The organism is Peptostreptococcus stomatis DSM 17678, assembly GCF_000147675.1.
GTDB lineage: Bacteria > Bacillota > Clostridia > Peptostreptococcales > Peptostreptococcaceae > Peptostreptococcus > Peptostreptococcus stomatis.
On sequence record NZ_ADGQ01000002.1, the window covers coordinates 39,922 to 63,001 of the forward strand.

21 protein-coding genes, 8 tRNA genes and 1 rRNA gene are annotated in these 23,080 nt (G+C 39.0%); 24 read left to right on the forward strand and 6 right to left on the reverse strand.

Going from position 1 to position 23,080, the window contains the following annotated elements:
- Positions 1-16 precede the first annotated feature (16 nt).
- The 3 genes from ftsH to HMPREF0634_RS00470 all read left to right on the forward strand — a co-directional run bounded on the left by ftsH (position 17) and on the right by HMPREF0634_RS00470 (position 3,587).
- Entirely contained in the window at positions 17-2,059 is a 2,043-nt protein-coding gene (gene ftsH / locus HMPREF0634_RS00460) for an ATP-dependent zinc metalloprotease FtsH (RefSeq protein ID WP_007787995.1), read from the forward strand.
- A 158-nt stretch (positions 2,060-2,217) separates the two neighbouring features.
- Positions 2,218-2,622, forward strand: a complete 405-nt coding sequence (locus HMPREF0634_RS00465; RefSeq protein ID WP_007787962.1) for a pyridoxamine 5'-phosphate oxidase family protein — start codon at positions 2,218-2,220, stop codon at positions 2,620-2,622.
- A 209-nt stretch (positions 2,623-2,831) separates the two neighbouring features.
- On the forward strand, positions 2,832-3,587 hold the full coding sequence (locus tag HMPREF0634_RS00470; protein WP_040565555.1) for a hypothetical protein: 756 nt from the start codon (positions 2,832-2,834) through the stop codon (positions 3,585-3,587).
- Between the two features lie 99 nt (positions 3,588-3,686).
- Here HMPREF0634_RS00470 and HMPREF0634_RS00475 read toward each other — a convergent pair whose 3' ends face one another.
- Positions 3,687-4,670, reverse strand: a complete 984-nt coding sequence (locus HMPREF0634_RS00475) for a biotin--[acetyl-CoA-carboxylase] ligase (RefSeq protein WP_007787975.1) — start codon at positions 4,668-4,670, stop codon at positions 3,687-3,689.
- 290 nt (positions 4,671-4,960) lie between these two features.
- Here HMPREF0634_RS00475 and HMPREF0634_RS00480 point away from each other — a divergent pair, with 290 nt between their 5' ends.
- The 6 genes from HMPREF0634_RS00480 to HMPREF0634_RS00500 all read left to right on the forward strand — a co-directional run bounded on the left by HMPREF0634_RS00480 (position 4,961) and on the right by HMPREF0634_RS00500 (position 9,943).
- Positions 4,961-5,728, forward strand: a complete 768-nt coding sequence (locus HMPREF0634_RS00480) for a type III pantothenate kinase (RefSeq protein ID WP_007787960.1) — start codon at positions 4,961-4,963, stop codon at positions 5,726-5,728.
- Positions 5,729-5,778: 50 nt separating this feature from the next.
- Positions 5,779-6,738: a tRNA dihydrouridine synthase DusB gene (gene dusB, locus HMPREF0634_RS00485; RefSeq protein ID WP_007787940.1), complete on the forward strand. Its 960-nt coding sequence runs from the start codon at positions 5,779-5,781 to the stop codon at positions 6,736-6,738.
- A gap of 10 nt (positions 6,739-6,748) precedes the next feature.
- Positions 6,749-7,444, forward strand: coding sequence for a CoA-transferase (locus tag HMPREF0634_RS00490; RefSeq protein ID WP_007787996.1), 696 nt, complete (start codon positions 6,749-6,751; stop codon positions 7,442-7,444).
- Between the two features lie 41 nt (positions 7,445-7,485).
- The gene (locus HMPREF0634_RS09890; RefSeq protein WP_007787927.1) at positions 7,486-7,812 is read left to right on the forward strand and encodes a hypothetical protein; all 327 of its coding nucleotides are present in this window, start codon (positions 7,486-7,488) and stop codon (positions 7,810-7,812) included.
- Between the two features lie 85 nt (positions 7,813-7,897).
- A complete protein-coding gene (locus HMPREF0634_RS00495) occupies positions 7,898-8,911 on the forward strand; it encodes an MBL fold metallo-hydrolase (RefSeq protein ID WP_007787994.1) in 1,014 nt (337 codons plus the stop codon).
- Positions 8,912-9,190: 279 nt separating this feature from the next.
- Positions 9,191-9,943 (forward strand): methyltransferase domain-containing protein, encoded by a 753-nt coding sequence (locus HMPREF0634_RS00500; protein WP_442630119.1) that lies wholly within the window; start codon positions 9,191-9,193, stop codon positions 9,941-9,943.
- A gap of 163 nt (positions 9,944-10,106) precedes the next feature.
- Here the strand turns inward: HMPREF0634_RS00500 and HMPREF0634_RS00505 are convergent, their stop codons facing one another.
- From HMPREF0634_RS00505 to HMPREF0634_RS00525, 5 genes are all read right to left on the reverse strand, one after another.
- On the reverse strand, positions 10,107-11,327 hold the full coding sequence (locus tag HMPREF0634_RS00505) for an aspartate kinase (protein ID WP_007787918.1): 1,221 nt from the start codon (positions 11,325-11,327) through the stop codon (positions 10,107-10,109).
- Complete coding sequence (gene thrB / locus HMPREF0634_RS00510) at positions 11,328-12,236, reverse strand: homoserine kinase (RefSeq protein WP_007787909.1); 909 nt, start codon at positions 12,234-12,236, stop codon at positions 11,328-11,330.
- An 8-nt stretch (positions 12,237-12,244) separates the two neighbouring features.
- The gene (gene thrC, locus HMPREF0634_RS00515; RefSeq protein WP_007787967.1) at positions 12,245-13,294 is read right to left on the reverse strand and encodes a threonine synthase; all 1,050 of its coding nucleotides are present in this window, start codon (positions 13,292-13,294) and stop codon (positions 12,245-12,247) included.
- A 19-nt stretch (positions 13,295-13,313) separates the two neighbouring features.
- The gene (locus tag HMPREF0634_RS00520; protein ID WP_007787985.1) at positions 13,314-14,651 is read right to left on the reverse strand and encodes a homoserine dehydrogenase; all 1,338 of its coding nucleotides are present in this window, start codon (positions 14,649-14,651) and stop codon (positions 13,314-13,316) included.
- 161 nt (positions 14,652-14,812) lie between these two features.
- Positions 14,813-15,802 (reverse strand): aspartate-semialdehyde dehydrogenase, encoded by a 990-nt coding sequence (locus HMPREF0634_RS00525; RefSeq protein WP_007787951.1) that lies wholly within the window; start codon positions 15,800-15,802, stop codon positions 14,813-14,815.
- 213 nt (positions 15,803-16,015) lie between these two features.
- On the opposite strand from HMPREF0634_RS00525, the gene HMPREF0634_RS00530 reads away from it, so the two are divergent.
- The 15 genes from HMPREF0634_RS00530 (at position 16,016) to HMPREF0634_RS00600 (ending at position 23,041) form a co-directional block, all read left to right on the forward strand.
- Entirely contained in the window at positions 16,016-16,606 is a 591-nt protein-coding gene (locus tag HMPREF0634_RS00530) for a methylated-DNA--[protein]-cysteine S-methyltransferase (protein WP_007787949.1), read from the forward strand.
- Positions 16,607-16,696: 90 nt separating this feature from the next.
- Complete coding sequence (locus tag HMPREF0634_RS00535) at positions 16,697-17,101, forward strand: hypothetical protein (protein WP_050786318.1); 405 nt, start codon at positions 16,697-16,699, stop codon at positions 17,099-17,101.
- A gap of 274 nt (positions 17,102-17,375) precedes the next feature.
- On the forward strand, positions 17,376-17,840 hold the full coding sequence (locus HMPREF0634_RS00540; protein WP_040565557.1) for a hypothetical protein: 465 nt from the start codon (positions 17,376-17,378) through the stop codon (positions 17,838-17,840).
- A 1-nt stretch (position 17,841) separates the two neighbouring features.
- Positions 17,842-18,420 carry a hypothetical protein gene (locus tag HMPREF0634_RS00545; protein WP_040565558.1) on the forward strand — a complete coding sequence of 193 codons (579 nt, stop codon included), beginning with the start codon at positions 17,842-17,844 and terminating at the stop codon, positions 18,418-18,420.
- 309 nt (positions 18,421-18,729) lie between these two features.
- Entirely contained in the window at positions 18,730-19,689 is a 960-nt protein-coding gene (locus HMPREF0634_RS00550; protein ID WP_050786319.1) for a hypothetical protein, read from the forward strand.
- A gap of 234 nt (positions 19,690-19,923) precedes the next feature.
- Positions 19,924-21,912, forward strand: a complete 1,989-nt coding sequence (gene tkt / locus HMPREF0634_RS00555) for a transketolase (RefSeq protein ID WP_007787971.1) — start codon at positions 19,924-19,926, stop codon at positions 21,910-21,912.
- 317 nt (positions 21,913-22,229) lie between these two features.
- Positions 22,230-22,346: ribosomal RNA gene (gene rrf, locus HMPREF0634_RS00560) — 5S ribosomal RNA — on the forward strand.
- 3 nt (positions 22,347-22,349) lie between these two features.
- A tRNA-Asn gene (locus HMPREF0634_RS00565) sits at positions 22,350-22,421 on the forward strand.
- Between the two features lie 11 nt (positions 22,422-22,432).
- Positions 22,433-22,504, forward strand: a tRNA-Glu gene (locus HMPREF0634_RS00570).
- 6 nt (positions 22,505-22,510) lie between these two features.
- Positions 22,511-22,586: transfer RNA gene (locus HMPREF0634_RS00575), tRNA-Val, on the forward strand.
- 7 nt (positions 22,587-22,593) lie between these two features.
- Positions 22,594-22,668, forward strand: a tRNA-Thr gene (locus HMPREF0634_RS00580).
- An 18-nt stretch (positions 22,669-22,686) separates the two neighbouring features.
- Positions 22,687-22,759, forward strand: a tRNA-Lys gene (locus tag HMPREF0634_RS00585).
- 6 nt (positions 22,760-22,765) lie between these two features.
- Positions 22,766-22,854 (forward strand) — tRNA-Ser (locus HMPREF0634_RS00590).
- Between the two features lie 12 nt (positions 22,855-22,866).
- Positions 22,867-22,959, forward strand: a tRNA-Ser gene (locus tag HMPREF0634_RS00595).
- Positions 22,960-22,964: 5 nt separating this feature from the next.
- Positions 22,965-23,041, forward strand: a tRNA-Pro gene (locus tag HMPREF0634_RS00600).
- The last annotated feature ends 39 nt before the right edge of the window (positions 23,042-23,080 follow it).

A 23,080-nucleotide genomic window follows, 5' to 3' on the forward strand; every position in this document is an offset into this window, starting at 1 on the left:
GTGGAGGAGGTAAAATTTGAAGAGAGCATTAAGAGGGGCAGGTTTATACCTAATCCTACTGTTGGTTATATTCTTTGGCGTTCGATATAGTGCAAACCAGACAGTGGATGTCAAGAATATGGAATTTTCCAAAGTGTACAAGGAACTAAAGGCAGGTAATATAAAGACCTTGCACATAGTTGATGAAACAGGTATAGAAGGAACCCTAAAGAATTCAAAGGTAAAATTTAAGTCCTATATACCAAGTGAGGTTAAGGGTGAAGAGCTATCTAAGGATCTACTAAAGAGTGTTCAAAAGAATAACCTGGTTCTTGAAGGGGAGTCAAAACCAAAAACTCCTTGGATAGTAGAAATGATACCAACAATACTACTGTTGATATTTATGGCTGTGGCATTTTTCGTACTGATGAACCAGAGTCAAGGTGGAGGTGGGGGAAGAATGATGAACTTCTCCAAGTCCAAGGCGAAACTTCACAAGGGTGATGAAAAGGTAAATGTGGTATTTGATGATGTCGCAGGTTTGAGTGAGGAAAAGGATGAATTACAGGAAGTAGTAGACTTTTTGAAGAATCCAAAGAAATATATGGACCTAGGTGCCAGAATACCTAAGGGTATCCTGATGGTAGGGCCTCCAGGTACAGGCAAGACCTACCTATCAAAGGCAGTTGCTGGTGAGGCAGGGGTTCCATTTTTCAGCATCAGTGGTTCTGACTTCGTAGAAATGTTTGTAGGTGTCGGTGCATCAAGAGTAAGAGACCTATTTGAACAGGCCAAGAAAGAGTCTCCAGCCATAGTATTTATAGACGAAATAGATGCGGTTGGTAGAAAGAGGGGGGCAGGCCTGGGAGGCGGTCACGATGAGAGAGAACAGACCCTAAACCAGCTACTAGTAGAGATGGATGGCTTTGGTATAAACCAAGGTATAATCATAATGGCTGCTACTAATAGACCGGATATATTGGACCCGGCCCTACTTAGACCTGGTAGGTTTGATAGGCAGATAGTTGTTGGTAGGCCAGATGTTAAGGGGAGGGAGGCCATCTTCAAGGTTCACTCTAAAAATAAGCCTTTAACAGATGATGTAGACCTGTCTGTTCTGGCTAAATTTACGGCAGGCTTCACGCCAGCAGACATAGAGAATGTAATGAATGAAGCTGCTATCTTAACTGCTAGAAAAAGAGAAAATAAGATTTCTATGGAAACGATAGAAGAAGCTATCACTAAGACGGTGGTGGGCGTTGCCAAGAAGTCTAGGATAATTACTGAAAAGGAAAGAATTTTAACAGCCTATCATGAGGCTGGTCATGCTGTTTGTGCCCATGTCCTAAACTTGATGGACCCTGTCCACCAGGTTACTATCATACCGAGGGGTATGGCAGGTGGATTTACTATGCAGTTGCCTACAGAAGACAAGTATTATGCGACAAGGGGAGAAATGTTGCAGGAGTTGATAGTCCTATTGGGTGGTAGGGTCTCAGAGGAGATTAACCTGGATGATATATCGACAGGAGCATCAAATGACCTAGAGAGGGTAACCAGTCTGGCTAGGAGCATGGTAACTAAATATGGTATGAGTAGCAAGTTAGGTCCACTGACATTCGATTCAAATGATGAAGTCTTCCTAGGAAATAGTATAGGTCACTCTAGACAGTATTCTGAGGAAGTTGCATCTCAAATAGATATAGAGGTAAGGAAGATAGTTGTGGATGCCTATGAAAAAACTAGGGAAATCCTGAATGATAACCAGGATAGGCTGGATTATATAGCCAAGGCCTTGTTAGAGTATGAAACTCTTAATGATAAGCAGTTTGAAGAGGCCTTTGAAATGAAACTGGAACTTGGTCAAAACAACAAGTCTGAAGAGGCCGGCACTCCAGAAAAACCTGCAAATGACAATAAACCTGTCATTTCTGAAGATACTGGCAGTGAAAACATGCTACTTGCTTCTCAAGACCTTGTAAGTGAAGACAAGGCTACAATTTCTCAGGATTTAGCAAGTGATGACAAGCCAATTGGTAGTGACAATCCTGTAAGTGAAGATAGAAGAGATGAAGAGTAAATCATGAATAGTAAGGGGGTTGGGTATTTATAACCAGCCCTTTTAATATACAAAATTTACTTGAACTTTTTTATAAATAGGATATTATAGGCCCATACATGATATAATATAGGGGTAGGGTAACTACGAATCAATTTTTGAACGGGGGTTTGATTATTATGAGTAATAAGGCAAGAGTAAGCGAATTTTTAGGCAAGGCTGGTGTGTATTATCTAACTACAGTAGATGGTAACAAGCCTAAGTGTAGACCAATTGGTTTCCAGATGTTGGTTGATGATGAAATATATTTTTGTGTAGGAGATTTCAAGGAAGTTTACAAACAGATGCAGGCCAATCCATACGTAGAAATATGCGCTACAATAGAAACTGACTTTATCCGTTACTTTGGTAAGGCAGTATTTGTTGAATCAGCAGACCTAGAAGCCAAGGCCTTTGAGGTACTACCAATGTTAAAGCAGCTATACAACGAAAAGACAGGCTTTAAGATGAAGATCTTCAAGCTAGAAGAAGCTGTTGCTGAGTTCAGGTCAATGATGAAGGTTGAAGAAAGAATAGAATTCTAAGAGACCAAATTTATTGATCTGGGGGACTAGAGTTTAAGAGCTCAAGTGTAAAAGTAAACGTAAGACGATGTAAATAAAACAGAGGTCAGCATTCTCCTTTTTAGGCATAGAATACAACCTCTGTTTTTTATTGATATTTATACTAATATAAATTATAATAAAAATAATAATCGTTATAATAAAAACATGATATTTGAAAGGGGTTTTATATGAAAAAAAGAGTTACTTTTATTCTATCATTTATTATTATATTTTCAATATCAATTATAATTTTTGCATCGCCAACAGCTTTCAATAATAAAATTGAAAAAAGTGAAGATGAAAACTTAAAAAATGTGGTTGAAAGTTTTATTTCTAGTAATATGTCAGTAACATTTTTATCAAAAGGAAATTATGACATGGTCGATAAAGATGCTATTTTTTTCAAAGAATATCTTATCAAAAGAAATAAGGCAATGGATTTAATATTAAGAAAGTCAAAAGAAGTTACAGTTACTGGAAATTCTACAAACGAAGAAACTTTATTCGAAGAATATGATATTTCCGATGATGAAAATAATGAAAACATCAAAAATATATCTGTAAAGGTTACAGAGCTATTTAACTATAAAGGGGAAGAGTCTAAACCAAAAGCATCCATAAGTTATAATGTAAAATTGCTTATGGTAAAAAGAGAAGATGGATGGAAAGTTTGGGTAGCAGATACTGATAACAAATTATCCAATCCGTATGATTCAAATTACGATATATTTTCAAAAGTCCCTCGTCCTGTTTCAGATGTAAATGCAAACTCAGATGTGAGAAGAACTTTTAAACATAATAACATGGGAAAAAATCTTTATGATCTTAATAAGTATTCATCTGATTGGGAAAAAAATATAGTTGATGCTTATAAAAATAAAGTTGATTTAGAAAAGTTTCATTCCGTAGATGATGAAATTACTTACGAGTCTCATAAAAAATAAAGATATGGTTAGTGTGAAGGCTAGCAAAAAGCAGGGGATGCAGGATTAATTTACATACCCACAAAATCCGCAGACCCTGCTTGAAGATAGCCATTTAAACTATATATAAGAATCTAGTCCTCTGACGGAAATTTCTCCAGTAAAGACCTCTTCCAAGAAACCTAATTCATTTCTAACTATCAAATTACCGTATTCATCTATATTTTCAGCAAAGACCTTGTCCTTTTGTCCATCCCTAATCAAGTAGATTTCCTTGCCAAGGACTGCTGACTTGTCCTTTAGTATCCCTAATATACGGGTATAGTCCTTGTTTTTGAAATCCTCATAAAGGTCTTCAAAGTCTATAAAGAAGGCCCTTAAAAGGTCTAGGTCTTGAATTTGGTACCCTTCATTGGCCAGGGATGTAGCAACCGTGCTTATGGACTCTTCAAAGGTCTTAGGACCAATATTTACCCCTATTCCAACTATTATATAGGAAATACTCTCTATCTCTGCCCTCATCTCTGTTAGGATGCCAGCTATCTTTCTCCCATTTAAAACCAGGTCATTGGGCCATTTTATCTGGCAGGCTACACCGAGCCTTTCCAGGCTAGTAGCCAGGGCTGCACCTGCTACCTGGGTAAGGAAGGAGGCCCTACTAATAGGTATGGAAGGTTTAAGTATTGTAGAAAAATAAATTCCCTGGTCATTGTCAGAAACCCATACCTTGCCAGACCTACCCTTTCCCTGAGTTTGTTCCTTGGATACCACTACAGAGCCCTCAGAAGCCTGATTGGCTATGGTATTGGCATATATATTGGTAGAGTCAATGGAATCAAAGTAGTAGACCTCCTGGCCCATGTAGGAAGTCTTTAGCTTGTGTTTTATCTCGTAGGAGCTAAGCCCCCTTTTTTCTTTTCGATGTAGCCTGTATCCGTGTCCAGCCTTCGATTCTATGTCAAAACCTTCGCCCTTTAAGGCCTTGATATGTTTCCAAATAGAGGCCCTCGATAGGCCTAATATATCTGACATATATTCTCCGGATATATATTTATCTGAATTATCTATTAGTATATTTATCACCTTTTCTCTGGTTTTAGTCATCGTGTCACCGTCCTAATAAAAATTTGGTATTATATATATTATACTATCATATATATCATTTGATGGGGGTATTTTATTGTAATAAAATTATAAAGTTAAGTAATACTTGGTAATAATATAATAATTATTATATATGGTTGACTAGGAATAAAAAAATTTCTGTACCTAAAGGTATATTAATGATATAATGAAAACGTCATAAAAGGGCAGTTTCAAGCCTGTAGACAAGTATTTGTAAAAATTTTGAAAATAATTTTTAATAATTAAGAATAAAGGAATGGTAAATATATATGTTATTGGTTTTTGATATAGGAAATACAAATATGGTATTAGGTGTATACGATGGAGATAACCTAGTCAGGGATTGGAGAATAAACACAGACTTGAATAAGACTTCTGATGAATACGGTGTACTTATTAAGAACTTGTTTGATGCAAGTGATATATCTTTGAGTGTAATAGATTCAATTATAGTGTCATCAGTAGTGCCAGCTGTAATGCACTCTTTGGAAAACTTCTGTAGGAAGTACTGTAACATTAGTCCCTTGGTGGTAGGTCCGGGTATAAAGACCGGTCTGAACATCAAATATGAAGACCCTAAGATGGTTGGTGCAGACAGGATAGTAAATGCTGTTGCAGCCATATCAAAGTATAATTGCCCGGTTATAATTATAGACTTTGGTACAGCGACTACATATTGTGCCGTATCCAAGAGGGGCGAGTATATAGGAGGGGCAATTTCTCCGGGTATGAAGATTTCTAGTGAGGCCCTTTTCCAAAAGGCATCTAAGCTTCCTAGGGTGGAGCTAGTTACTCCTGATACAGTTATTTGTAAGGATACAGTATCAGCCATGCAGTCTGGTATAATATATGGTTATGCTGGCCAGGTAGAAAAAATAGTAGGCCTAATGAAGAAGGAATTAAAGGATGAGGAGACTCTGGTAATTGCTACTGGTGGTTTAGCCAATATGATATCCCAGGAAACAGATGCTATAGATGTCATAGATCCTAATCTTACCTTGGAGGGCCTAAGGATAATATATGAGAAGAATATATAGGAAGGATAAAGTATATATAGTTCTTTTATTTAGATAGGAGAAGCAATATAGTGAAATTTAGAGATTTTGAAGTTGAAAATGAAGTTTTTTTAGCACCAATGGCAGGAGTAACAGACCTGCCATTTAGGTTAATATGCAAAGAATTAGGCTGTGGCCTTCTCTATACGGAGATGATAAATGCCAAGGCCCTTTGCTATGATGATAAAAATACAAAGAAGATGCTTAATATATTAGACGAGGAGCATCCGGTTGCCGTCCAGATATTTGGAAGTGAACCTGAATTTATGGGCAAGGCAGCCCAAATTTTGAATGACTACCCGAATGAAATCCTGGATATAAATATGGGATGTCCTGCACCTAAGGTAGTAAAAAATGGTGATGGTTCTGCCCTTATGAGAAATCCCAAGCTTGCAGGACAAGTCCTAGATCAGGTTGTAAAAAACTCAAAGAAGCCAGTGACTCTAAAGATACGCAAGGGATGGGACGACAATTCTGTAAATGCCCTTGAAATAGCCAAAATAGCAGAAGACTGTGGTATATGTGCCATTACAATACACGGTAGGACCAGGGAGCAGTATTATTCTGGTCAGGCTGACTGGGATATTATAGGAGAGGTAAAGTCACAAATATCAATACCAGTTATAGGTAATGGAGATGTCACTAGTGTCGAGGATGCAATTAGGATCAAGGACCATACTGGCTGTGATGCCATTATGATAGGTAGGGGGGCCCAGGGCAATCCTTGGATATTTAAGAGGATAGACCACTATATGAAGACAGGCCAGCTATTAGACCCACCTAGCAAGGATGAGAAGATAGATATAGCCATTAAACACATGGACCTAGCTATAAAGGAGCATGGTGAATATGTGGCTGTCAGGGAAATGCGTAAACATATAGGTTGGTACCTAAAGGGGATGAAACATTCTGCGAGACTTAGGGACCAGATAAACCATATGGTCACTGCGAAAGAGGTAATAGATACCTTGAACCAGTATAGGAACTACTAGGGGGAAATATATGAACAAGCTGATGGATTTTGACCAGGCTATTGACCTGATAAAAGATGGGGATACAGTAGCCTTTTCTGGATTTATGCTGGCAACTGCTGCCAGGGAGATGATGGTAAAAATTGGACAGAGGTACCTAAATGAAGGGAAACCTAAAAACCTAACCCTATATCAGGGAGCTGGTCTTGGTAACAACAATGACCAAGGCATATGTGAGTTATCATATCCAGGCCTGATAAAGAGGTATGTGACAGCCCATTTTGCCAATAATAGACCAATGATAGAAATGGTCCTGAAAAATGAGGTTGAGGCCTATAACTTTCCCCAGGGGGTAATTGCCCACCTATACAGGCAGGCAGCAGGTGGAAAGGACTTTGAGATAAGCAGGATTGGCCTAAAAACCTACTGCGATCCCAGGTTAAGGGGTGGCAAGGTCAATGAAGCTGCCAGGGAAGACCTTGTAGACCTAATAGAAATAGATGGAAAAGAGTATTTGAAGTACAAGGTTCCCAATTATGATATAGGTATTATCAGGGGGACAAGTGCGGATGAATTTGGAAATATAAGTATGGAGGAGGAATCATCCATAATAGATTCCCTGGATGTTGCCATGGCTGTCAAGGCTTGTGGTGGTAAGGTTATAGTCCAGGTGAAAAATATAGTTTCTTCTCAATCTATCAATAGGCAGGACGTGGTGGATTTATAGATATTACCCAGTCTACCAAGGATATAGTCTTTTGTGGAACCATGACTGCTGGTGGCCTGGTAACAGAAGTTAGGGATGGTAGGTTAGTTATAGTCCAGGAAGGCAAAAAGAAAAAATTTATAGAGACTATAGAAGAGATTACTTTCAGTGCAGAAGAGAGTCTTGAGAGTGGCCAGAATGTAATTTTTGTGACAGAAAGGTGTGTTTTTGCCCTGAGAGAGGGTGGAATAGAGCTTGTGGAAATAGCACCTGGTGTAGACTTGGATAAGGATATCCTAGGTCAGATGGACTTTAGACCTATGATAGCAGAGGACCTAAAAGTCATGGATTTAAGGATATACCAAGAAGGCCTGATGGGCATAAAATAAAAGTGGATTTTAAAGATCCAATATTATATTGTAATTAAATATAATAGTAAGTAGAATTCAGTAAAGAGGTTAGGAGGTAGTTTTTATGGTTAAGGAAGTTTATAAGAATATATATACCTTTCAGGTGGTTTTGCCCAAGAGTCCCCTAAAGGCTACAAATATTTATATAATCAAGGATAGGGACAAGAACCTAGTCTTGGATACGGGTTACCACACACAGGAGACCCTAGATTCTATGTTAGCAGGTCTAGCAGACCTTGGTCTTGAAATGTCGGATACAGACTTGTTTATTAGCCATATGCATGCCGACCATTCTGGCCTGGCATCAAACTTTAAGAGTGCTGGTTGTAAGGTCTATGCCAGTGCTACCGATGGAAAGATAATCAACGATGCTGCCAATGGTAGCTACTGGCAGCTTTTGTATAAGCTTCTAGACTACTTTAATGTGACTGGCGGTGAAATAATGTTAGAAGACCACCCAGGCTATTTATTCCAGGCACCCGATGAGGTAGACATGGACATAGTAGCACCAGGAGACATAATAAGAACGGGCGAATATGAATTTGAAGTAATGGACCTAAAGGGGCACACACCGGGACATATAGGCCTATATGAAAAGAAGCACAAGATATTTTTCTGTGGTGATACAATCCTAGAGACGATTACTCCTAATATCACATTCTGGGGCTTTGAAGAGGGGGATGCCCTGAATACCTATATGAATACCCTGCTAGGTTTGAGAAAGATGGATTTTGACCATGTATTTTCAACACATAGGGACCCGGTATTAGACTATATAAAGAGGATTGATGAGATTATAGACCACCATATCTTGAGGCTACAGGAAATACTAGATGCCATGGAACCTGGTGTAGAATACACTATCAGGGACCTATCTCCTAGGATTACCTGGAGGATTAAGGCGGATTCTTGGGATGATTTCCCACCAGCCCAGAAGTTCTTTGCATCCGGTGAAACAATGGCCCATGTATTTCATATGGTAAAGAGGGGACAGGTCCATATGGATGAAAGGGAGGGAGTCCTATACTTTACCAAGTTAGACGATAAGTATGACCCTAGCTGGTTAAAAAGGGTATAATGAGTAACTAGATTATTATTTGTTACATTATATTATGAATAAATAATAATCTACATAGTGAAAACCTAGGTAAATAATGCTAAAATACGAATATATAGTGAAACAAATCGTCCTTTTTCATCTAAGTGGAAGATACTTGTTTTCAATGAGTATATATCATCAAGTAGGGGTAAAAATATACAAATAAAAAATAGGAGGTCAGATATGGACAGGAAATTTTACGAAGAAATGCTGACAAGGCATCAAAATAAGGATATAGATTCAGAAAAGATGTGGGATATGAGGGCCGCTAGTTTCAATGAAGCAGTAAAAACGGACAAGTCGGGCTTTGTAGATGAGGTAGTGAACAGGCTGGCAGAGGCCGGTATACTAGAGGGTGCCAGCGTGCTTGATATAGGTGGAGGTAGTGGTAGGTATGCCATCCCTATGGCAAGACTAGCCCAGTCGGTGACTATGACTGATATTTCTAAAAATATGCTGGACTTGGCAAGAGAGAATGCTAATAGTCAGGGAATAGATAATATAAATTACGAAAAGATGGTATGGGAGACAGCAGACTTGGCCAAGATAGGTTGGGATGCTAAGTTTGACCTAGCCTTTGCATCAATGTGCCCAGCAGTTAGGACTCCGCAAGGTCTCAAGAATATGGTATACTCATCAAGGAAGTACTGCCTGATAAACCAGTTTATAGAGGCAACAGATTCGCTGAGCGACTTTTTGATTGAGAGGTCAGGAGTCAAGAGAGGATATAATCCCCACAATGATAGGAATGCTGTCATGGCTAGCTTTAATCTTTTATGGATGGATGGCTATAGCCCAGAGATTTCCTACCTGACTAGGGAAGATAGGGATGTTCTGTCTGTTGAAGATATATTGAGGGGCTATGCCTTTGTCTTTGAGGATATTAGGGAAAAAACGGGGCTTGAAGCTGAGGACTTGATCAGGGAGTACAAGGAGACTTATTGTCCTGAGAGTCAGGGTATAGAGGTTGCTAGCAGGACTGTGCTGGCTATGATTCTGTGGAAGGTATAAGATACAAAAAGGCAACATCCATAACTATAAGTTTGCTATGGATGCTGCCGCATAATTTAATAGATTTTGTTGATTTAAATTATCACCAACGTTATTTGACATAGAGCCATTTTTTAAAAGAGAATAGTAATACTACCTTTAATTATGCTATATTTTGTTTAAATTATTTATTTTCTAGCAGATCAAATTCCTTGGCTAGGGCCTGGACAGCATCCTGGCACTTGTCTGATTCTACTATTACAGAAATTGTAATTTCAGAAGTTGATATCATGTCTATATTTACTCCAGCTCCAGCTAGGGCAGAGAACATCCTAGATGCTATATTTGTATGAGTCATCATACCAGCACCTACTATACTCACTTTGGCCAGATTATCAGTTATTACTACTGACCTGGCACCTATTTCCTTTACAACCTTTTCTAGGGCATCCTGGGCCTCTTTAGCTTCCTCTATAGAGCAAGTAAAGGCTATATCGTTCATATTTTCTGTCTGGGCAGACTGGACTATCATCTGTATATTTATATCTAATTTTGATATTTCTCCAAATATCCTGGCAGCTATACCAGGCTTATCAGGTACTCCAAAGACAACGACCTTGGCCACATTGAAGTCGTGGGCTATACCTGTTATTATTCCGTTATGTTCCATAGAAGTATCCTCCTTGACTACTGTTCCTAAATTATGATTAAAACTTGATCTAACATGGACGGCTACCTTGTGAGTCTTTGCCAACTCAACAGAGCGGTGTTGCAATACCTTGGCACCTAAGATAGCGAGTTCTAGCATCTCATCATAAGACACAACCTTTAACTTTTTAGCCTTAGGTACTATTCTTGGGTCACATGAGTATACACCATCAACATCTGTGAAAATCTCACATAGGTCTGCATCTACTGCAGCAGCAATTGCTACTGCTGATGTATCCGAGCCACCCCTACCAAGGGTAGTGATATCGTAGTCAGCATTTTCACCCTGGAAGCCGGCAACTATGATTATATTATCTTCTTCAAGTTCCTTTTTCAACCTGTCAGCTGCCACATTTTTGATCCTGGCCTTGCTATGGTAGGCATCTGTCATAATACCTGCCTGGGGGCCTGATAGGGAGATTGCCTTTTCTCCCATGGCCTGTATAGCCATAGCTAAAAGTGACATGGATATCTGTTCACCAGTAGACAGGAGTCTATCCATTTCTCTTTTGGGAGGCACTTCTGATATTTCCCTAGCCATTTGTATCAGCTTGTCTGTAGTCTTACCCATGGCAGACACAATGGCTATAACCTTGTTACCATCCCTCTTAGTTTCGACTATTCTCCTTGCTACATTTAGGATTCTTTCCTTGTCGGCAAGAGAACTTCCTCCGTATTTTTGTACAATTAGTCCCATTTAGACCACCTCACAGACTGCACCCTGGCTGCAAGGTGCTATTATTTTGCTAGTTCCACTTATGGAATATTTCTGGCTGACCTCTTCAAAGGCCCTCTTGACATGGGGGGCAGAGTCGTGGTCACAGTAGGCTATGATAGTTGAACCAGACCCACTCAATGAAAAGGCAAAGGCTCCAACTTCTAGGGCAGAGGCCTTAAAGTCATCAAAGTTCTTGATTAGGCTCTTTCTATAAGGTTCATGAAGCCTGTCTACCATAGTCTGACCTATTAGGTCCTTGTTTCCAGTCATAAAACCTGCCAGCATTAGGCTCAGGTGACCACTAGTATGGACTGCATCTGCCATACTTATAGACTGGGGCAGGACAGCCCTTGACATGCTAGTAGATACATCATAATCAGGTATAAATATGACACAAGTCAGATCATCAAACGGCTTGATAGAGTGGTAGATAACCTGGTCGTCAGGTGCCTTTGTAGATAGGACTATATTTCCCATTAGGGCTGGGGCCACATTGTCAGGATGACCCTCTATCTGAGTAGCCAGTTTTAAAATTTCATCTTGGTTAAGATTTGCACCTACCAGGTAATTTGCTACTAGTAGACCACCCACTATGGCTGAGGCACTAGACCCCATCCCTCTGGCCAGGGGGATATCATTTATAATTTCAAGCTTATATCCCTTTGGGTACTTGTCAACGTACTTAAAGAGATGGTTCATAGACCTTACAACTAGGTTAGCTTCATGGTCTTGGTTAACTAATTTTTCGCTTTCTAGTCCCTTGATAGAAAGGGAAATTTTGTCATCTTCCTGGCACTGGAATGTTGAATACTGTGATAGGGCCATACCTAATACGTCATATCCAGGCCCCATATTTGCTGTAGTTGCTGGTACTTTTACTCTAATCATAAGACCACCTAACCTTCTATTAACTTCAGTACACTTTCCAGGTTGGCTGGAATAGACTGAGGTTTAACTGCTGATTCTAGGCAAGTATCTGGATCTTTTAGGCCGTTACCAGTTAGGATACAAACTACCCTTGCCCCCTTTTCAATATCCCCATTTTTTACTGACTGGATGACACCGGCTAGGGATGCTGCTGAGGCAGGCTCTGCAAATATACCTTCTTGGTTTGAAAGTAGCTTGTAGGCTGCCAGGATTTCTTCATCTGTAACTGCCTTAATAGATCCTCCAGATTCGTCCCTAGCTGCCAGGGCCTTGTCCCAAGATGCTGGATTTCCTATTCTTATAGCTGTTGCCACAGTATCAGGATTTTCAAAAGGATGGCCCTCTACTATTGGAGAAGCCCCCTTGGCCTGGTAACCCTTCATCTTAGGTAGTCTTGTAGACTTTTCTGCTTCCTTGTACTCCTTAAAGCCCTTCCAGTAGGCAGTAATATTACCCGCATTGCCGACTGGTATAGCCAGGTAGTCTGGTGCATCACCCAGGTCATCCACTATTTCAAAGGCACCTGTTTTCTGGCCCTCTATCCTGTATGGGTTTAGGGAATTGACCAGGGTAATAGGGTGGGACTCAGTAATTTCCTTGACTAGGTTTAGGGCATCATCAAAGTTACCCTGGATAGCTACCACCTGGGCCCCATACTGTAGGGCCTGGGCTAACTTGCCCATTGCTATATAGCCATCTGGTATTAGGACTATAGTCCTTAGGCCATACCTAGCACCGTAAGCAGCAGCTGAGGCTGATGTATTTCCTGTACTGGCACACATGATAGTATCTGACCCTTCTTCTATTGCCTTGGCGATTGCCATAAACATGCCACGGTCCTTGAATGAGCCTGTAGGATTTAGACCTTCAAATTTGAAGTATAGGTCTATGCCAAGCTCCTTACTTAGGTTTAAACTCTTAATTAGGGGAGTGTTACCCTCGTATAGGGATACTAAAGGTGTATTTTCATTAACTGGTAAAAATTCCTTATATTGATTTATTAATCCTTGCCATTTCATATATTAAATCTCCTTTTATCTAAATATCTTCTTCTATTCTAATAACTGTTATCGAATTACTGATATCTTCCAAGTCCTTGATTGCTTTTTTGAAATCTTTCTCTCTCACTCTTTCTGTTACAATTACAAATTGATCTACATTGACCAGGTTTTGACCTAAATCAGTGTTTTCAGGTATTTTATCTATATCGGATATCTCTAGGTTTCTATTAGTTTTATCCATTGACCTTATCTTGAGACCCTTTTTATCAAGTAGGTCTACTAGACCACCCTGACCAAGTTTGTCGTGGTCTGTAACCAGTCTGATGTAGTAGGCAAAGTCAAGATCTTCAATATCTATTAGGTCCTTGTTTCCCATACTAGCATAGGCTAATTCCGGTTTTGTCTGAGATAAGATAGCCTTGCCAATAGCTATTATATCGCTTACAACGGCTGAACCTGTTGGATTTCCACCAGCTCCCCTACCATAGTACATCGTCTGACCTAGGTAGTCTCCATCTATATATACAGCATTGAATTCATACTGAACTCCTGCCAGAGGGTGGTTTTCTCCTATTAGGACTGGGTGAACTCTAGCAACGATACCACGGTCCTTATTTTCAGCTATAGCCAATAATTTAATTTTATAACCTAATTTCTTTGCTTGATTAATGTCTTCTAGAGATATGTTTCTAATTCCTGATACGTATACTTGATCTGATTTTACAAGATTGTGAAAACCAAGGCTAGCAAGTATTGCACACTTCCTTGCTGCATCTAGGCCATCAAGGTCAGCACTTGGGTCTGCCTCTAAATAACCTAGGGCTTTGGCATCTTCTATGATTGATTCCAATGATAAACTTTCTATTTCCATTCGAGTGAGAATATAATTTGTAGAACCATTTACGATTCCGCTGATTTTATTTATATGATTTCCTGTAAGGGAAGTTTGTAGAGTTCTTAGAATAGGGATTCCACCGGCAACTGCGGCTTCAAAAAAGAAATGACAATTGTTTTGTTTGGCGAGTTCTGATAATTCTTTGCCGTAGAGGGCTATTAAGTCTTTATTTGCCGAAACAACGTGTTTTCCATTTTTAAAGGCGGCTTCGATAATTTCCTTGGATTTCTCTATTCCTCCCATTACTTCAACCACTATATCTATCTTTGGGTCTAGAAGAATGTCTTCGGGCCTGGAGGTAAGTATGCTGTTGGATGTATCAACGGAGCGGGTCTTCCCGGTATCTCTGACACATATTTTACTTATCTGCGTGGTGCAGCCTAATTGACTCTCCAACAATTCACGGTTGGAGGTAAGTATCTCCACTGTTGAGGAGCCCACGGTCCCGAGACCAAATAATCCTATCTGTAATGTTTTCAAAATAAATTCCTCCTTCTTATCAAAGTTGACCTCGACTACCCTTATGTAGTCGTAAATAAAATAAAACTAGGTTTGTCTTACTTTATGTGTTAAAAAACATTCTAACACTAAATATGGAAAGTTACAAGTTAAAACTTTCATTTGTTGTAAAATTACATTTTTTAAACTTGTTTTTTTGCCTCTAGCATCTCTGCTATTTGGATGGCATTACTAGCTGCTCCCTTTCTGATATTATCTGCTACACACCAGATGTAGAAGCTATTATCTTGGGAAATATCCTTCCTGATTCTTCCGACATAGACCTCATCGTGACCGCTGGCATCTAGTGGCGTAGGGTAGATATTTTCCTGTGGCTTGTCAAGTAGAACTAGGCCTGGGGCATTTTTTAATATTTCCCTGATTTCCTCAACGCTAGTTTCCTTCTTAAATGTTACATTGATGTCTACTGAGTGTGAATTTAAGACTGGTACACGAACACAAGTAGCCGTAATCTTGACATCCTCGCCAAGGGATAAAATCTTCTTAGTCTCATCAATCATCTTCATTTCTTCTTTTGTATAGCCGTTATCCAAGAAGACGTCTATATGTGGAAGAACATTGTTGTAGATTGGGTGAGGGTATTTCTTTGGCTCTTTTCCATCCTGCCCGTTTAATAGGTCGTCTATACCACCCTTGCCTGAGCCTGAAACAGCCTGGTAAGTTGTGTAGGCTACACGGTCTAGACCAAAAGCATCAGCCAACGGTTTTAGTGGGACTACCGACTGGATAGTAGAGCAATTTGGGTTAGCTATTATCTTTCTCTTTAATAGGGGCTCATTGCACTCTGGAACTATAAGGTCTATATCTTCTTCCATCCTCCAAGCACTTGAGTTATCAATCACTATAATTCCCTTGGATTCTGCGATAGGGGCAAACTTACGAGAAGTATCTCCTCCTGCAGAAAAGATTGCGTAATCGATTTCCTTGTCAAAAGAACCTTCGTTTAGTTCTTCTACGATGACATCTTGTCCCCTAAATTGAAGGACCTTTCCTGCTGACCTGGCTGATGCCATAAGGTAGATATTATCAACCCTTAGCTTGCTTTCACCAAGTCTTTCAATCATCTTTGTTCCTACGAGCCCTGTAGCTCCTACAATTGCGAAATTAGCCATAATATAATTTCCTCCTTATGTAAATTTATAAAAAAAGCAAGTGCAGTTAGCCCGCCTTGCTTGATTTGCTAAATCGCATGTATGAATTCCTATAAAGTTTGTAGAATATTATAAGGGATATAAATGCATTTGTAAATAGAAAAGTCTAAAAAATGAATAAATGTGATAAAATTTGTGCAATTTTTTGATATATTATAGGGAGGAGGTGATCTAATGTACTATTCAAGAGAATATAAGTCACCCCTGGGAAAGTTGACCCTAGTGTGTGACCAGAATAAAAAGTATATAGTAGGCCTATGGACTGAAGGTCAAAAGTACTTTGCAGGTGGTCTAGAAGGGGGCCAGATAGTTTCAACCAAGGGTAAATCGTCAAATCACAGTTTAGATATACTGGATGAAGCGGTATCTTGGCTTGATAAGTATTTTTCAGGCCAAAGACCACCTATAGGTGATTTAAAATTAAGGCCAGAGGGGACAGACTTTAGGCAAGGGGTATGGTCAATATTGATGGACATACCCTACGGTCAAGTTACAACTTATGCCGGTATAGCCAGGCAGGTGGCCAAAAAGTTGGGCAGAAAGTCCATGTCAGCCCAGGCAGTTGGTGGAGCAGTAGGCCATAACCCTATATCTATAATTATACCCTGCCATAGGGTCATTGGAAGCCATGGAGACCTGACAGGGTATGCTGGGGGAATGGATAAGAAGACCTGGCTCTTGGACCATGAGGGTATAAAAATCAAGGATGGTAAGGTGGATTGTATGGCCTCGGGGGACAAGATTATTTTTAAAGGAGACATTTAGTAGTAGTAATATTGGCAAAAAAATGATATAATATTTATGATATATAATGTTATACAGCTAAAAAAATTGAATTATTGGAGGTATATGAGTATGAAAAAGTTTGTTGCATTAGCCTTAAGTTTGATTTGTGCCATTTCATTAGTGGCTTGTGGAAGTAAAGACAGGGATAGGGTAGAGGTATATGATAAAAATCAGAAGATGATTTCAGAGATGACCAGTCGAAAAGATTTGAAGTATTTTTCTGATCTTATAACTCAGAGTACTGAAAATCTTAAAGATCCAGCATCTGCTTTTGCTCAACTTCCAAAAGATGCAGTAGTTAGTCGTGAGTTTAGAGTTATTACTAAGGATAAAGATGGTAAAGACTTTGTAATAAAATTCTATGTATATGAAAACTATCAGTATATGACATTATCAGGTATACAAGAGATGCCAGACTTTACTTGGAAATTATCCGATGAAGATTATGCAAAGTTAAAGGATATGGGTAAATAAAGCTTGGTATAAGTATAGTTTTATTTATAAGATAAAGTATATTTAATAACTAAAAATTAATATAAACTGAGAAAAAACAGTAAATAGTTTTGCTGTTTTTTCTTGCTTAAAATCTTAAAGGAAAGAGCAATGAGAAACTGGCCCTTGGACCATGAGGCATAAAGCATAGAGGTAGATGGGGAATTTAAAACTAGTAAAAAGATCTAAACAATGGTGTAATATTATCAAGTGTTTTTAGATATTTTTTGAAATTTATCTATGAAGGGAAAACGATATGAAAGAAATTATGGGTTTTATAAACGATAAACCTTGGATAGTAGTTCTTGTCATGACGATAATGTTCTTTATAAGTATGGGACGCTTGGTATATAAGCAGTCTAAGCGCAAGAAAGCTTTTAAGATGATTAAGGATATGAAAAATAACCGTGAATTATCCAAGGTATATCTTAGGATAGATAATGGATATGGTGATTTCTATGATGTTGAGGTTAGTCCTGATGGTGAAAATTGGTATAAGGCCCTATTTTCTGAAGAGATACTAACCCCATCAATACTAGTACCACCGGGGAAGTATGAGGTTAAGTTTTTTGTAAACTCACGGTCAGGTGCTACCGCATACCGTAGCAGGAAGGGGGCTTTTTATACTGAAATCTTAGTAGAACCGTTTATTGATACGATGATCGTATTTGATAATAATACTTTAGCCAGTTGGCAAGAAGACAAGAAGGAGGATAATTAAAATGGGAGACCTAAGAATCAATTTCATCGATAACTGGGAAAAGAAGGATGTTAATTTAGAGGAATTAAGACATGCACTAGAAGACGGAAATTCATCCCTTTATACTGATGCTAGTCTTAAAAAGGTATCAGGTAAGTGGAAAAAATTCAAGGAAAGAGGAATTTCAAACCTTTACCTGGTTAAAGAGTTGGAAGATGATGGTGTTGCATGCGCATACTATGCCTATTCAATAACTGACGGTGTAATTGACGATGAGACTTTAGAGAGAATAAGAGAAATCTGTGCACAGCAACTATCTTCAGGTGAGATGAGAGCCGACGGTTCCTTTTCAAAGCCGGATGAATGGTGGGATACAAATCCCCTGCGTTCGATAAAGGCAGTTGAATCTGGTTCAGCAGATAGCTTACACCAGTATTTATCAGCTGAGCTATATCCATTGGGGATCGTACTTGATTCCAGAACTATCAAGGCAAAAGATGCAAATAAATTAGCCTGCTCAGCAGTTGCCTGGGGTGTCAGTACATCACTTTTCAAAAAAGGTGCATATATGAGTGTTCTTATTCATAATGATTCGCTGTAATTTTACTAGATTGGTAAAAGTGGGTTATTAAATTAGTTGTTTAAAATTAATATGAAATAAATTAGAAGTCTTTTACCGAAGACCTAAAATCTTTGATTAATACTAGTTTGCCTAACTCAAATAAATACAAACTATAATATAGCAATTCACTGAACAGTAAATCTAAAGGTTTACTGTTTTTTTATTATTCGGACTTTATAAGAAAAAGGTCAATAAATCTAAAAAAGGTACTTGACAAAGTGCTTCCTAGATTACATAGTACTGACTTAACAGGAGCATTTATATATCATAAATAAAGAGGAGTTTATTGTGAAAGAATATATCAAATTATACAAAAAAATGAGGGAAGATTATTATCAAAAATGGGGAGCCTATTCCCATCCGGAAGACTGGCAAGATTTCGAAAAACTAAATCAAAAAATATTTGAAGAACATTTAGAAAAGTATAGGGATTCTAGTGATAAGGTATTGAAAACTAAATTATATATCCAGCTTATTCTTGACAAAATTCAATATTTTTCTTACTACTGCGCCTTCCGTGAAGGGGATTTTGAGGATTTGAACAATGCCATTTGGCAAAATGCTAAGGCTTGTCTGCTGGCAGGTGGGATTGGGCATAGTGGTACAACCTATTCAGGAAATATCATAAAAGGAATTTTTACATGTTTTGCCTCTAATGATTTTGAGGTAATCCAAGCTTTTCTTCCACCTAAATTACCCCTACTTAAGGGTACATTTTATACTGAAAATGTAATAAACCTTTTTCATTCAATCTATTACAAAGATGATAAAAAATTAGAGGAGGCTATGTCAAAGGCCCAATCATTCTTAACAAAGAAAAAGCTTACCGGAATAGCAGAGTACTATGTTAGGTTTTTTATTTTTCTTGCCGAAAAAAATGTGGACGGAATGACAGAATGCTTAGAAAAGCTTTGTGAAGCCTACCAAAAACAAGGTTATCCTATCAAAAAAATTGATAAATGCTTTGTTCCGGAAATACATGGTTTATATCGCTTGGTAAGATTTATTGATGAAAGTATGTTTGAAAAAATTGAATTACCATCTCATAAGTGTTTTTTGAAAGAATTTGAAGAATGGCAAAAGATAAAAGATTTTCCAAAAGGCCGTCAGTTCTATGAGTATTCTCAAATATTGGATGATGCAAATAAGATTTTACAAGGTTCCTTGCCTGAGATTCACCTAATCAAGGAGGATGGAAAATGGCTGATAGATGTAGAAAGATTTGCTGAAGAGATAAGCAATTGCTGACTAAGATAATGAAAAATTAAAACCTAAATAGAGAAAGATATAAATTTTGGAAGCATAGTCAATGATGAGCCTAAAATATATATTAATTTTGTGATAAAAATTGTAATTTATCTATAATTAAGTTAAAATAAAAAGAGTAGTATAAGGAATTTTATGGACTATATTATAGGTCTTTTAATTATAGATACCTTATAATCGAAAAGTATATGTAAATTTTATTGGAGGATATTTAATATGAACATTAATCAAAAGGCAGTAAATGCTTTGAGAATCTTGTCAGCTGACCAGGTTCAAAAGGCAAATTCAGGACACCCAGGTTTGCCACTAGGTGCAGCACCTATAGCATACAGTTTGTGGGCTAATAACATGAACCATAATCCTAAGAACCCTAATTGGAAAAATAGGGATAGGTTTGTTCTATCAGCAGGACATGGCTCTTCATTACTATACTCTTTACTTCATATGTTTGGATATGGACTTAGTTTGGATGATTTAAAGAGCTTTAGGCAGTTTGGAAGTCTTACTCCAGGGCATCCAGAATACAAGCATACAGCAGGCGTAGAATCTACTACAGGACCTCTAGGTGCAGGTGTATCTACGGCAGTGGGTATGGCAATGGCAGAAGCGCACTTGGCTGCCAAGTTCAACAAGGATGGATACCCTATAGTTGACCACTATACATATGCCCTAACAGGTGACGGATGTCTGATGGAGGGTGTAGCATACGAAGCCCTATCATTGGCTGGTACACTAAAGTTAGACAAGTTCATTGTCCTATACGATTCAAATAAGATAACTATAGAAGGTGATACAGACCTGGCCTTTACAGAAGATGTAGCTGCTAGATTTGAAGCTTTTGGCTACCAGGTACAGGTGGTGGAAGATGGAAATGACCTAGAGGCTATAGATGCAGCAATAGCTAAGGCCAAGGCAGACAAGGAAAGACCTTCTTTAATTATATGTAAGACTCAGATTGGTTATGGCTGTCCAGCTAAGGTTGGTAAGGCATCTGCCCACGGAGAGCCACTAGGTGAAGATAATATAGTAGAGCTTAGAAAGTTCCTAGGCTGGGAAAATCAGACAGCATTTGAAGTGGATGCAGAGATATATGACCACTATAAGGATCTTGCAGAGGAAGGTGCCAAGAAGGAAGATGCATGGAAGGCTATGTTTGCAGAATATGCGACAAAGTATCCAGAAGAAGCAAAGTTATGGGATGAGTACTTTGCCAAGCCAGATGTGACAAAGATTATAGATTCAGAAGCTTATTGGGCTCATGAAAACAAGGCCATGGCTACAAGGGCTGTTTCAGGTGATATAATAAATAAGTTAAAAGACGTATACCCTAACCTAGTTGGTGGATCAGCTGACCTTGCACCATCTAATAAGACTGAAATGAAGGGCCAGGGATTCTTCTCAGCGACTGATAGGAGCGGTAGAAATATCCACTTTGGTGTAAGAGAGATGGCTATGACAGCTATTACTAATGGTATTTATCTACACGGTGGTTTGAACCCATATTGTGCTACATTCTTTGTGTTCTCTGACTTTATGAAGCCTATGATTAGACTATCATCTCTAATGGGTCTACCAGTTACATTTGTACTGACTCATGACTCTATAGGAGTTGGTGAAGACGGACCGACACATGAACCAATCGAACAATTGGCTATGTTAAGGTCTATACCTAACCTAAACGTATTTAGACCAGCTGACTATACAGAAACTGCAGCTGCATGGGCTAGTGCTATAGGATCAGAGGCAACTCCGACTGCCATAGTACTTACTAGACAGAACCTACCACAGCTAGAGGGCTCTTCTAAGGAAGCCTTCAAGGGTGGATATATACTAGCAGAGGCAGCTAATAAGGACAAGATAGACCTTATTATCTTGGCGTCAGGATCAGAAGTAGAGCTAGCTGTAGGGGCTAAGGAAGAATTAGAAAAGGAAGGCAAGTCAGTAAGAGTAGTATCTGTACCATGTATGGATGTATTTGAAGCCCAGTCTCCTGAATATATTGAAGAAGTACTTCCATCAGCTGTTAGAACTAGACTAGCTGTCGAAGCGGCTAATCCAATGCCATGGTATAAGTATGTTGGCCTAGATGGTGATGTAGTTGCTATGGATACATTTGGAGCATCTGCACCAGCCAAGATATTGTTTGAACACTTTGGATTTACCGTAGCTAATGTAGTTGAAAAGGCTAAGGCTTTAGTTAAATAAGAATATATAATAGGATATGATAAGGAAAGGCCCTACACCCAAGAATTCTTTATTGGGAATGTGGGGTCTTTTATACTGCTTAGGATGAAAAATCAGTATAAAATTCGCCAAAATACGTATATATAACATAAAATATAGTTTATAATTCGTATAATTAAATATAGAAAGAAAAAACTTGTTTTTTAGATAAAAAAACTTACAAAAAAGTGTTGACGCTATATAGCAAGTATGATATTATAATACTTGTCCTTGAGGGGACGGCAAAGTTTGAAGAAAGTATGAAAATGGACAAATTTTTTTGTCACTTTCAAGTTTAATGTGGTTACTATAGCAAGGAGGATACACCTGTTCCCATTCCGAACACAGAAGTTAAGCTCCTTAGCGCTGAAGGTACTTGGTGGGAAGCTGCCTGGGAGAATAGGACGTAGCCGCGTTATTCCAAGGTAGCTCAATGGTGGAGCAACCGGCTGTTAACCGGTAGGCTGTGGGTTCGAGCCCCACCCTTGGAGCTTTCTAACTTGGCTCCTTGGTCAAGCGGTTAAGACACCGCCCTTTCACGGCGGTAACAGGGGTTCGATTCCCCTAGGAGTCATAATGTGGGAGTATAGCTCAGCTGGGAGAGCATCTGCCTTACAAGCAGGGGGTCACAGGTTCGAGCCCTGTTACTCCCACCATTAATATGCTGGTGTGGCTCAACGGTAGAGCAGCTGACTTGTAATCAGCAGGTTGTAGGTTCGATTCCTATCACCAGCTCCATTAGGAATTTAATAGTTTGGTCTATTAGCTCAGTCGGTAGAGCACTTGACTTTTAATCAAGGTGTCCCGAGTTCGAATCTCGGATAGATCATTTTTTGGAGAGGTGTCCGAGTGGTTTAAGGAGCTGGTCTTGAAAACCAGTGATGTCGTGAGGCACCGTGGGTTCGAATCCCACCCTCTCCGCCATTTACATATTTTGGAGAAGTACTCAAGAGGCTCAAGAGGATCCCCTGCTAAGGGATTAGGCTGGATTAAACTGGTGCGAGGGTTCGAATCCCTCCTTCTCCGCCATAGGACGAGGTGTAGCGCAGTTTGGTAGCGCACGTGGTTTGGGACCATGGGGCCGGGGGTTCGAGTCCCTTCACCTCGACCATTTTTTTGGCAATATAACTTATATTGGCCAAAAACAATA